The organism is Desulfocapsa sulfexigens DSM 10523, from assembly GCF_000341395.1.
GTDB lineage: Bacteria > Desulfobacterota > Desulfobulbia > Desulfobulbales > Desulfocapsaceae > Desulfocapsa > Desulfocapsa sulfexigens.
In genome coordinates, this window is the sequence record NC_020304.1 from 462,753 (window position 1) to 475,673 (window position 12,921).

Sequence of the window (12,921 nt, forward strand, 5' to 3'; positions counted from 1 at the left end):
GCTCACCGGCTCTTTTTTTTCACGGAACTTTTCTTGTCCAATGCGTTTCTTCAGAACCAGTAAACTGCTTAACTGTTCTGTTTTTTGCTTTTAACTACTAAAACAGTGTTTTCCTTCGCCGGCATTTATCAGATCTCCTGAAAATTATTGCTGAGCTACTTCCTTATAACAACAAAACAGCAGGACAAAAAAACTCTTTTATACAGAGATATCGGAATCATTAAACAGTATCATACTGTCCTAAATCAGATTTCTTCTCGTATCAACAGAGCTGATCCTGACAGGATCAATCCTATTTGACTTAGCACTATTATTCAGTATACTAAAAATATGTTTACAGTTATATTTCATTCGCCCCTAACCCCATAAAGACGCCATGCACTTTTCAGGTTTCTAATACTGCTTCCCCTGCAAACAGCTTAAAGGAGATTTTTCCATGAAACTCCAGTCGCAGACTCTGATCCTGTTTTTGTCCTCCTTTTTTTTCCTCTCTTTTGTAACTTCCTGTAATCAACAGCAGCCACCGATAAAAATCGGTCTGGCAATTAACCTCAGTGGCCGGGGAGGTGAAGCCGGGGAACATATCCGGGACGGGGCAATTCTTGCCGTAGACAACGTCAACAAGGCAGGTGGAATCAACGGTCGCTCTCTTGAACTGCTTATTCGCGACGACCAGAACAGCGATGAAGGCATCATACAAGCAGACGAGTCACTTATAGATGCAGGTGTAGTTGCTATCATCGGTCACAGTTTTTCATCCAATACTATTAAAGCACATCCTCTTGTCACTTCACGTGATACCATACTCATCACAGCCTATACCGCATCCACCGAGCTCAGCGGCCAGGATGATCTTTTTTTTCGAACTGCTGTCGACTGCTCGCTGTTTGGTAAAAAAATGGCCACCCTCCTGCAGAAAAAAGAAGTACAATCCGTGGCATTCCTCATGGATATGACAAACTCTGCTTTCGTTCTCGATTACGTAAATCGTGTCCGGGCACATTTTACCGGCCCTGTCACCGAGGTGAAATTTAACTCCCGGGAACATGCCGACTGGGACCGGATAATGGATGAGTTACTTGAACCACGGCGGGATGCAATTATTCTCCTTACCGAGGCGAGTATGACAGGAGTTGCTTTACAAAAAATTGCTGCCACTGATTTCAACGGAAGCCGTATTGCGACTATCTGGGCTCAGACCCCGGAACTGATACGCCACGCCGGGGACAGCGCCGAGGGCCTGAGTATCATCACCTATGTAGATCCAGATAACAGCCGTCCGGACTACCTCAAATTTGCCCGAGAAATTGAAGAAAAACTTCACAATAAGGCAACAGCCAGATCGACAAGAGCCTACGAGATGGTCATGATTCTGGCCGATGCTCTGGGGCGCTGTTCCAGCATAAGCAGTGGCGAACTGAAGAAGGCATTGCTTGCAGGAGAGTATGATACCCTTATGGGGCACGTAAAATTTGACCAGTATGGCGATGTGGTGCGACCGGTATACGAAGTTATCGTGCGTGACAAACAATTTCGCAATAATGGAGAAATCTAAGTGGCACCACAACCTCTGCGCAGAAAGATCAACCGAATTCTCTCCCTTGTCGCGGTTGCCATATTTTTTATCGTTTTCCTTCTTACCGGAGTAAGTGAATACAGGGAAACTCGAGCCGAAGACACCGCAGTCATGCGGGCCAGAATCGATGTGGCCCGTACACTCACCAGGGATGTCCTGTTTCATGTAGATGCCATGGTACAGAAGGTGTTGCAATCCCACCCGAACAACCCAGCCACAATCCTCTCACAACTGGCTTCGTCCCACTATTTTGAACTCCATGACGACAGTTTTTACGTACTCGACCCCCAGGGCAGAGTCTCCCTTATTTCTGAGCCGTACATCAATTATACAGGACTTGACTTCAGCGCCATGATTTCAACGAAATCAACACCGAAGCAACAGGTGCAGCATCATTACAAGTCTCTCCTGACAAATCGTTCCGTAGTGACCCTCCAGTACCCACTCGATAATGGATACCTGCTGGTGGTGGAGCGTAATCTGGCAAACATTACTCCGGTCCTGGCCAGTTTTGAGGACGGAAAACTGTTTCCAGGTGAGCTCTTCTTTGTCCTGTCAACTGACGGTCGGACGATTTATCACCCGAACCGCTCCTTAATGGAAACCCGCCATAACCTTGGTTTTGATCTAAAAGAGGTCTCCAGACCTGATAGCAGTGGACTTTTTTCTTTTTTCTACAAGGGCCAGAAGTATATCGCTCTCAGCGAACGGTTCACGGAGCCAGACAACTGGACCATCTACTACTGCATCCCCAACAAGGTAATAATGGAGAAAACCCAGGATTTCCTTATCATTCAACTTCTGTCCCTGCTCTTTTTCTTCGCTCTGCTCTTTTGTGTGTTCCGAATTGTTTTCAACAGGTTTTTCTCACGGCCGGTAAACAATATTGTTGAAGTCCTGAAGCATTCCGGACAGGGTAATAGACTCACTCTATCTCCTGACACATCAGGAGGCATTCTGGAGTTTGAAACCATTGCGGGAGCTATCAGCTCCAGAGACGAAGAGATATTCAAAACTGCCGAGCGTTTCCGTATCCTCCTCGACAGCCTGGACGCACTTGTTTACGTCGCTGATATGGAGACCTACGAACTCATTTTTGTGAATAGTTATGGACGAAAGATTTACGGTGAGGCTGTTGGCAGGAAATGCTACGAAGCTTTACAAAAGGGGCAGGATGCCCCCTGTGAGTTCTGTACCAACCACCTGCTGGTGGACTCAGATGGAAAGCCCACGAAGGTTCATATCTGGGAGTTTCAGAACACTCTCACCGGGCAGTGGTACCAGTGCCGGGATCAGGCAGTTTACTGGACAGACGGCAGACTGGTGCGCATGGAAATTGCCACCGACATCAGCGACAGAAAAGATTCGGAAGACGCGCTCCAGGCTGAAAAAGAACGCTTGAGCGTAACCCTGCGCTCCATTGGAGATGGTGTTATCACCACTGACGTTGAAGGCAACATCATCTTTTTAAATAAGGTTGCAGAAGAACTTAGCGGCTGGACCAGTGAAGACGCCAAAGGCAAGCCATCCACCCAGGTTTTTAATATAATAAACGAAAAAACCGGCCAGAAATGTGTCAGCCCGGTGCAACGGGTCATAGAACTCGGCAGAATCATCGGCCTTGCCAATCATACGGCCCTCATAGCAAAAGATGGCACTATACGATCCATTGCAGACAGCGGCGCCCCGATCAGGGACAGAGAGAGTAACATCATAGGTGTTGTCCTTGTCTTCCGTGACACTACTCACGAAAAAAAATTGGAGGAAGAGTTGCTTAAAACCAGGAAACTGGAATCACTCGGGGTACTTGCCGGTGGTATAGCCCACGATTTCAACAACATTCTCTCAGCCATCCTTGGCAACATCGAGTTGGCCGGCTACCGGATTGCAAAGGAAGACACCAGAACGGCGTCTCTACTCACAGATGCCGGGAAAGCAACGAAAAGGGCTGCAAAGCTCACAGAGCAATTACTTACTTTTTCCAAAGGCGGTGAACCGGTTCGGGAAATCATAGAACTTCCAGCATTTATAGCCGAATCGGCAGATTTTGTGCTTCATGGGAGTCGGATCGTCTGTAACTACAACTTTCCAGAAGACCTCTGGAGGGTTGACGTGGATAGTGGCCAGATCGGTCAGGTTATTCAGAACATTATCATCAATGCAAAACATGCCATGCCCGAAGGCGGCACCATAACAATCAGCTGCACGAACATTGAAGATACCGCTGCAGAGGCACTTCTAAGCGTGGACAAGGGTGATTATGTCCGCGTAACTATCCAGGATACAGGCGTGGGCATTCCCAGAGAAATCATAGACAAAATATTTGATCCCTATTTCACGACAAAAAAAGAAGGCAGTGGGCTTGGGCTTGCAATCTGTCACTCAATCATCAATAAACACGATGGGTATCTCACCGTTCATTCCACCATCGGAAAAGGGACAACGTTCACCCTGTACCTGCCTGCTGTACGTTCCAGGGCAGGGACAAACAGCACTGCAAGAAAAACGAAGAGTACAGCAGCAAGTAAAGCGGCCAGGATAATGATCATGGATGATGAAGAGATGCTGAGGGATGTAGCAGCCTCGCAGCTTGCCTTTCTAGGTCATGAAGCGGTTGCGGTGAATGATGGAATCCAGGCAGTCAACAGGTATCAGGAACTGCAGGATAATGGCACCCCCGTTGATCTCGTAATTATGGATTTAACCATTCCCGGCGGCATGGGTGGACAGGAAGCAGCAGAAAAACTCATCGAGATTGACTCCAATGTGAAAATAATTGTCGCCAGTGGGTATTCCAATGACCCGGTGATGGCCAACTACCGGAAATATGGATTTGTTGCCGCTATCGCAAAGCCATTTGATTTGAAACAGTTGAGTAATACCATAGCATCAATTTTGGACTAATACGGCGAGTATGTGGTGAACAGATTTTCACCCTGCAGACGAGCAGCCAATCCACTATGCCGTTGAATTTTTCCGGCCACGGCCTGATCAAAAACGGAACGGATACTATTCACCTTCACCCTGTCTCGTGCCCGGGTAACCGCCGTATACAATAACTCTCTGGTGACAACGGCCGATTCCCGGTCAGGAAGAACCACCAGGACCTCTCCTATTTCCGCCCCCTGACTCTTATGGATGGTGAGTGCATAGGCAGTCTCACAACTCTTCAACCTGCCGGGAAGGAACCCCTGCAACGTGCCATCTGTTCTTTCAAACCAGACCTTTAAAACCTCAGGACTCTCTGGATCGGGAAGGCAAAGGCCGATATCCCCATTGTAGAGATCAAGCCCATATTCATTCCTGGTGACCATCACGGGTCGTCCGGGATACCACTCTGTTGTCGTACAGTTGTAGCCCTTTCCGCTCAGGTACTTTTCCACCGCCCTGTTCACCCCTTCTACCCCAAAAGGCCCATGACGCAGGGCACAGAGGATCTTGAATGAATGAAACACTTCAAACAATCCCCTATACTCCTCAACCCTTACAGCAGAAATAACAGCTTCCATATAGCCAGAGTAGTGCCTGCCACCGTACCCCGCCACATCATTTTCCAGCAGGGATACATTGTCTGGAGACTCGCCAACCATAATGTGCCAGGCCCGCAGGGAATCCCCCTCGTTGATGGCTTCGGCAAAGCGTTTTATTCCCCTGTCAAAACGATAGCTCCGTTGTAGTTCAACCGTGTTTTCGGGCAGGGCAGATATCATATCGGCAAGCACCGTACCAGATTCCACGGAGGCGAGTTGATCCTTGTCTCCAAGAAGAATCAGGCGACACCCCGGACGAAGAGCATTGACCAGTTTGCTCATAAGGGCCAGATCCACCATGGAGGCTTCATCAACCACCACCACATCGTGAAGTAATGGGTTTTCTGCATTGTGATGAAAAAATGGTGAAAAATGTTTTACCACCAGGAGCCGGTGCAGAGTAGAAGCCTTTTCCGGGATGTTTCTTACAATGGAGTCTTCAAGACTAAGGCCCTGAACTGAATTCCGTATGGATTCCTGAAGTCGCATGGCAGCCTTTCCCGTAGGAGCAGTAAGAGCAACCTTCAAGCCGCCAGCGGACGCGCTCTGAAGCAGGGCAAGAATCTTCACCACGGTGGTGGTCTTTCCCGTTCCCGGCCCTCCTGAAATAATCAGAAGATTCTGCTTTAAGGCCTGAACGGCTGCAAGCCTCTGAAAGTCCATCTCATTATCTGTTTGTACTCCAAACAGGGTATCAAGCAGCAGCTCATTGAGAGGGAGTTTTTGAGAATCTGCAACAAATGTTGCAATTCTGGCAGCAAGAGTCTGCTCATAGTCAAACATCCGCCTAAGATAGAGACGAGTTCCCGCAAGACACAATGGTTTGTTTCCAGCCTCATACTCCCCTTCCCACGCAAGAGCTGACTTCGAGATAAGCCTCGCCTCAATATTCGTTACAGGAAGAAAGGAATCCCCGGCAGCCAGGCTTATCGACAGCCTGCAGACAATATCCTGAAACTGTTCATGATCCTGCCCCGTAAGTCCGGATCGATTGGCCAGGAATTTTGCAAATTGACTGTCCAGCAGACGAACTGTTTTCTCCAGCATCATTTCGCCCCAAGACAATCGTAGAGTTTATCAAGCACATCCAGTGACGGCCTGTCAGAAAACAGACCATTTCCCGGACAATCGGGACGCATCCCCCTGGCAAAAAGATAAAAAACTCCTCCAAAATCTCTTTCATACTCATAGCCTGAAAGAGTGGTCAGCAAATAGCGGTGGAGCACCAGCGTATAGATCCAGTACTGGAGACCATAGTTATGGTCATACATGGCGGCCACCAGCTGCTTTTCACCGTAGTCAGATACATAAGGCCCAAGATAATTGGTTTTATAATCCATGACATAATACTTTCCACGATGCCGGCAGACAAGATCAATAAAACCGGTAAGGTACCCCTGCAAACTTTTCTCCTGAACGGGTTGTACCACCGTAGAGAATTGCAGTAATTTATTGATTCCTTCCGTGGACCCCTCGCGAAGATGGAAATAAAAGGGCATCTCTTTTAAGACATCCTTTTCATGAAGATCCGACAGGGCAAACATTTTTTTTCCATCTGGTCGCTGGAGCGGTGTTCTTGTCACATCCCGCAGCAGATTCATCAGCTGATCACTTTCTGCCATCACCCCAAAGCGACTGCACTGCCCCTGACATTCAGTTTCATAATCAGTCTCCCCTGCCAACATGGAAAAGGAATAATCTTCCAGCAAACCATGCACCACGTTGCCAAGGCCTGCCCCCAGAGGAAGTGGATGAATCTTTGGCGACTCATTTTCACTCACTGGTACTTTCTCTTCAGGAACTCCCCCGGCAAGCAGATGTCCGGATCCGGCGAGAGCCGTATAACTGGTCATCAACCATTCTCCAGGAAGCGATGTTCTGGAAAATACTCTGCAGGAAAGATCCGGCGGCTTTGCGGCAGCCACATGCCATGGCTCGTCTTCAATAAGGGCAGACACGGATTGAAGCTCCACGGAATCATCGACACAAAGTTGCCGAAAGCCTTCAGTCTGCTTAGATATCCCCCGACACTCCTGCAACGACAGAACCCAGGCCAGTGCAGACTCGCTCGACGGCATATCAAAACGACTGCCACGAACATCGGCCCAGAACACATAACAGCGACTGCTTGCCCGTGTCACCGCCACATAAAGCAGTCTTGCCTCTTCTGCCAGCTCCTCACTCAAGGCAGTTTCACGCCTCTTTTGAAAATGTGCAGATCCAAGATCTGCCACCCGCCTGTTCTGGTCGTCGTGATAGGAAATGCAGTGTTTTTCCTGTTTAAGAAAACCAGGCCGATACCAGAGATAGGGACAGAAGACGACAGGGTACTCAAGGCCTTTCACTGCATGCATGGTCACCACCTTAACGGCCTGTTCATCACTTTCAAGACGCAGCTGGGCATGTTCGTGAGTCTCGGCAGATTCCATCTCCGTCGCCAGGTATTGAAGGGTATGGAAGAGATGGAGATTATCCGCACTTTCTTTCTCCTGAAGCAGTTCGACAAGGTGCTGTATATTGGAAATCTGCCGTTCCGCCAGAGGAAGGGCGCAGAGGGTCTCAAAAACTGATTCGCGGACAAAAAGGCTGTTCATCATCGCAAGAAAGCCCTTTTCCTGCCAGAGACGATTATAGTCATGGAAACGCTCAAGCCACCCTTCCATAATCTGTTCATCATGTACCTGCTCATACAGTTCAGGGCCATTCATCCCAAACCACCTGCTACTCATGGCACTGCGCAGCAGCCGAACATCGGAGGGCATGGCAACGGCTTCCGCCACCCGCTGCAGGTCACGACATTCTGGTGTTTCAAAAACGGTTTTCCTGCTGAAGACAATGGCCGGAATGCCGCCACGCGCCAGGGATTCTTGAAAGGATTCGGCCTGTTTGTTACTGCGAACAAGGATGGCAATATCCCCTGCAGTTATCCCTCTTTTTTCACCCGTATCCGTAAGCAGAGATCCACCATGAAGCAGCTTCCTGATTTCAGCTGCCACATAGAGTTCGAGCCGCTCTCTAATCTTCCCCGAAGTCCATGGCGTCACCCCGTCTTCTTCGGGAGATTCGAGACTGCAGTAGACCATAGCTGCCTGCACTCTGTCATCCTGCCACAATTTCCAGCAGTCACCCGATTTTGCTGCATCCACACGGTTATAGCTGAGCTCGGGACTGACAAAGGCATCCTCTTTCTGAAGAAAGAGCCTATTCACAGCAGCAACCAGCAACGGATTGGAGCGATAATTTCTCTCAAGCCCCAGAAGATAGTCCGCAGACCTTCTCGCCTGGAAATAGGCGGCAATATCCGCTCCCCGGAACTTATAAATGGCCTGTTTGGGATCACCAATAAGATAGAGGAAATGGTGTTTGCTGCTTCCACCAAAAAGGCTCGAGAAGATACGATACTGGGCAGCATCGGTATCCTGAAATTCATCGATCAACGCAACCTGAAACCGCCCGGCCAGCACCCGTTGCAGATCTTCTCGTCTTGGACCATCGAGAGCCTGCGCCAAAGAAACAACGAGGTCGTCAAAAGAAAAACGTCCCTGAGAAAGCAGCCGTTCCCGAAGCCCTCCCTGTAATTCAAGAGCCAGATTGATACGGAAGACCAGAACAGCATTTTTACAGCTTTCCAGAAACGAATCAACGATACTGTCCGCCAGGGGAAAATCCTCCAGAAAGGCCTCTTTCTTTGCTGCCCCACGCAGTTTCGTACCATTCAGTTCATCCATAAGGGGCGTACGTCCGAAAAACTCAAGCCTGGGTGGCAGGCGGCGTTCAGTTCCACTAAAAAACCGCCCGCATTGCTGCCACCACTGTTCAAAGTTTTCCGCAAAAGGCTTTTTGAACTTTCCCTCATCCAGGGCCTTCGAAAAAGAGTCATAAAGGGCGTCTGATTTTTCATTCCACCAGTCAACAAGTTCTGTTAAGGCAGTATCCACTGACATCAGAGACTCAGGAACAGAGATTCGATCAGCGGGCTCAATGCAATCTTCAGCTCCAACTCCTTTAACGGTTTCATACAGGGAATCGGGGTCGGAAAAATGACTGAGAAAGAGGGAGCAGTGAAAATCAGACAGTTCATACATCTGCCTCCGCCAGTAGTCGGCCACCAGTTCACTTCGTATCTTACTGACATCGGCAGTAAGCTCCATATCAAAAAGCTGTCCCGACTCCAGGGCCTGCTCCTGAAGCATTCGCTGGCAAAAACCATGAATGGTAAAAACCGCCGCCCGATCCATATCGAGAAGGGCAATTTCAAGGCGGGCAATGGCAAGGGCTTTATTAGGAAGATTATCCAGATAGGCAAGCAGTGCCGGATCGTCGCCACTCCTGGAGCCGTCGGTCAGAATATTTCTGGCCTCAAGCAATCGGGTACGAATTCTTGACCGCAGTTCTTCGGTTGCGGCACGGGTGTAGCTGACCACCAGCAACTCTTCCACAGCCACCTCAAATTCCACGACAAACCGCAGCACCAGCATGGCAATGGCATATGTTTTCCCTGTTCCGGCGCTGGCCTCAACCACATTAACGCCCCTGTTAAGAACAGCGGATGCGGCATCAAATGAGTTCACTGACATATGCCCTCTTCCAGATAGACTCGTAAAACCAGTCACAGAGATCAATAAATTCCTGCTCCAGAAAACTGTCCGCACTCCGTCCCTGGTAGAGCAATTCCCATTCGGCTTCAAAGCCCCTGTTCAAGGAATCTTCAACAGACTTAATGGCCCTGGAAATGGGAGCGGTTCTTCCGCCATTTTCATTCTTTGCACTCTGTACGGCGTAGGCAAAGACAGCCTCAACCATCAGGATAGATGGAGTCTGCTGTCCCCTTTGAAAGAGGGAGAGCAACTCCTGAAGATCCTCTGCCGTTGCACTGGCAGCAGGAAAAACAAGCTCGACATCTTTAGCCAACAACCTGGTTTCCCTGGCATCGTCAAGGCAGATAGCAGAGAGACAGTGATGAAGCCAGGCAGCAAAAACATCCTGCCCCTTCAGCAAAGTATAACGAAACAGAAAGGAGCCATTCGAATAGAAAGAACTCATCCTCCCGGATATATGAAAACCACAGAATTCGCCATCGAGAAACCTGTCCTCTTCACTCCCGAACGCCTTCCGGGTGGCGACACGATCCACAAAAGTTTGCAGTTCCTCCCGCTTTTCTGAAAAACTGATATTCCCCGGTGTGCCAAGAGGCCATTGCCCTGCTGCCTGAACCTGCTGCTGTAATAAGCGCTGTTCACTACTACCGAGAAAACCATTGATCATATCCTGTTCCACCAGATACTTTTGAAGACTATCCAGGACAAAGGGTTCATGTTCCTCAACGGACAGGTTCTGTTGCCCAAGATGAATCCCCAGAATATCCCGAACAAAATATTTTTGTGGATTCCGGAAAAAAGATTTAAGTTCCGCCACACTGCAAACATCTTTTGCTTCGCCCTCGATTCTCCCCTGCCACCATGGATCAGGAGTATCATGTTTTCCATGCAGGGCCGAACCGACCTCCATCAGCTGACGATTATAACTGAACAGTGAACCAGAACCATCAAAGTACGTTGAGGAAAACCCGTGAAGCGGATGAACATCTACCAACGAATCCACGCCATAGACCCGTAAAATATCCAGCAGCTCGGAAACAACAACCGAGGGAGGCAGGGTATCATTACTGCGAATGGACTGTCCGATGTAGCTGATATAGAGACTTCCGCGTGCTGAAAGAATCGCCTCCAGAAACTGATACCTGTCATCACTCCTGCGAGATCTGTCTCCAGGAACAGGTTTTTCCCCCAGCAGGTCAAATGGTGGATGAAAATCATTTTTGGGAAAGACGGTGTCATTGAGCCCAAGCAGGCAAACCTTCTGAAACGGAATGGAGCGCATGGGCAGCATGGAACAGAATGTCAACTGACCGCGTAAAAAACCTGCACTGGATCGTTTTTCCTCAACAGCCCCCTGCAACCAGGAACGAATCACCTCAAAACTGACCCCTTTTTGGTGTACATTACCATATTCCTGACCCAGATCGGTAAGTACCCCGTACAGTTCTACCAGACCATCATTGTTTTCGGTCACAAACAGACGGTCTGCAAAACCGCTCAAAAGTACGGCCCATTCTCCAAGGCTGTGAAGCCCTGCGAATTGCTGTGCGGCTTGTTCAAGAAGGTCACAGAAAAATGACAGGCCACCGAGGGCAGCAGCCATTCCTCCCTCAATATCCGGGTATGGCAGAATGCCATCCACATCACCGCTCTCGGCAGTTGCATAGCCCATCAATAAACGGTCAAGGCCACTCTCCCAGGTGCACTCGTTTTTTCCCGGCAACCCCATATCCCGTTTCTGCCTTCCTGACAGACCCCAGCGAATACCGGATGAAACGACCCAGTGGCGAATCAGCTCCAGCTCATCCTCATGAATGTCAAATCGGGGATACACCTCTTTACGCCCGAGGAGATCAAGGACCTCACTCCAGCCAAAACGACTAGAGCAGAGACTCAGGAACTGGAGATAGACGGCAAGGAATGGATTGCTCTGGGCGGGATTTCTGTCTGCAATGGAGTGTGGAATATCATGAAAAACGGCGGGAATCATCCCGCTGTACTCCTGAATATCGGGAGCCATAACCACAATGTCCTTCAGTGCCAGATCCGGATCTTCATCCAGCCAGTGTAAAATACGATCCTTTAAGATCATCAGCTCACGGTGAGGGGAGTGAGCGGAAACAACAACCACGGAATCATCCTTCGCAAGAGGTACGGAAAGTGGTGTCAGTTCACCCTTCAGGAGGTCTGACTGCACTCTGTGGAGCAGGCACGGCTTGCTGTGATCCAGGGGGTCGGCAAAACTCTTGAACTCGCCCGCAAACAGAATATCCTCCAGGAGCATATTCTGGAACTCCCTACCCTGCTGAGAAAGAGAGGTAAGAAGCGGATGACTTGTCAGGCCTTGTTCTAAAACCTGTTTCCCATCTCTGAGAGCAGAGATATTCTTTTTCAGCTGTACCTGTTCACTCAGTTGATCACCCCAGAAAATCTCACAGGGAGACAGGAGATACAAATGAACATCGCAGTGTGCCGCCAAAGCCTGCAGACAGTTCAACAGAACCGGTGGAAGGCTGTGCAGGCCGAACACCGAAAGACGCCTGGGCAACAATGAACCGTGATCGGCATCCGTTGCCAGGATATCGATAAAATCTCGCAGAAACCGACCACGATGCCTTGAATGGCCAATACCATCACGGAGCATATTCCAGAGTTCCATCTGGTACACTTCGGCAGGATTATTCGTGGCAGTTTTTCCATTTTCCCAGCCCTCAATCATGGCAAAGCGCATAATCTGATACTGATCGAAAATATTTGCCAGCTGCTGGGCTAGCTGATACCGCTTCATGCCGTTTGTATCACCGGACACATAGCGCCCCACTGCTGCAAATTTCTCGTCTTCAGGGCTGAGATCGCGAAAAATGTTTTCAAGATGCCAGCAGATTCTATCCCGTGCATACTCTTCCGGCCCGGATTCCACCCCGAGACGATCAGCCATCAAGGCAAAAAAACGGGTGGGCAGCATATATTCATAGTTGCACCATGAGACAAATCGCTGCGCCAGATTCTGGGAAAGCATACGCTCCATCCCCTGACTCTGGATGAGGAAATACTCGGGACTGAAGGGATCACGGTCATCGTCAAGCCGCAACACTTCAGCGAGCTGATGAATAAGATTTTCAGTTCTGTTAGAGAGGTGGAGATAGAACATACATTCAAAAAATGAGGTTGGAATACTCAGGAGTTTCTTGACTCAGAAACCTTTATAGTTACAATA

Annotated in this window: 5 protein-coding genes; 2 read left to right on the top strand and 3 right to left on the bottom strand. The window is 49.2% G+C overall.

Going from position 1 to position 12,921, the window contains the following annotated elements; translation table 11 throughout:
- Window positions 1–436 precede the first annotated feature (436 nt).
- Together UWK_RS01995 and UWK_RS18075 are read left to right on the top strand one after the other, a co-directional pair.
- The gene (locus UWK_RS01995; protein WP_015402676.1) at window positions 437–1,555 is read left to right on the top strand and encodes an ABC transporter substrate-binding protein; all 1,119 of its coding nucleotides are present in this window, start codon (window positions 437–439) and stop codon (window positions 1,553–1,555) included.
- Entirely contained in the window at window positions 1,556–4,480 is a 2,925-nt protein-coding gene (locus UWK_RS18075) for an ATP-binding protein (protein WP_015402677.1), read from the top strand.
- On the opposite strand, the gene recD is transcribed toward UWK_RS18075, so the two are convergent.
- The 3 genes from recD to recC are packed head-to-tail and all read right to left on the bottom strand — an operon-like array spanning window position 4,477 to window position 12,855.
- Entirely contained in the window at window positions 4,477–6,156 is a 1,680-nt protein-coding gene (gene recD, locus UWK_RS02005) for an exodeoxyribonuclease V subunit alpha (RefSeq protein ID WP_015402678.1), read from the bottom strand. The genes UWK_RS18075 and recD overlap by 4 nt on opposite strands.
- A complete protein-coding gene (gene recB / locus UWK_RS02010) occupies window positions 6,153–9,683 on the bottom strand; it encodes an exodeoxyribonuclease V subunit beta (protein WP_015402679.1) in 3,531 nt (1,176 codons plus the stop codon). The genes recD and recB overlap by 4 nt, the downstream gene beginning before the upstream one ends.
- Window positions 9,664–12,855, bottom strand: coding sequence for an exodeoxyribonuclease V subunit gamma (gene recC / locus UWK_RS02015; protein ID WP_015402680.1), 3,192 nt, complete (start codon window positions 12,853–12,855; stop codon window positions 9,664–9,666). The genes recB and recC overlap by 20 nt, the downstream gene beginning before the upstream one ends.
- Window positions 12,856–12,921 lie beyond the last annotated feature (66 nt).

Coding starts and splice junctions, on each gene's coding strand:
- UWK_RS01995 (WP_015402676.1), top strand. CDS start 437: ATGAAACTCCAGTCGCAGACTCTGATCCTGTTTTTGTCCTCCTTTTTT.
- recD (WP_015402678.1), bottom strand. CDS start 6,156: ATGATGCTGGAGAAAACAGTTCGTCTGCTGGACAGTCAATTTGCAAAA.
- recB (WP_015402679.1), bottom strand. CDS start 9,683: ATGTCAGTGAACTCATTTGATGCCGCATCCGCTGTTCTTAACAGGGGC.
- recC (WP_015402680.1), bottom strand. CDS start 12,855: ATGTTCTATCTCCACCTCTCTAACAGAACTGAAAATCTTATTCATCAG.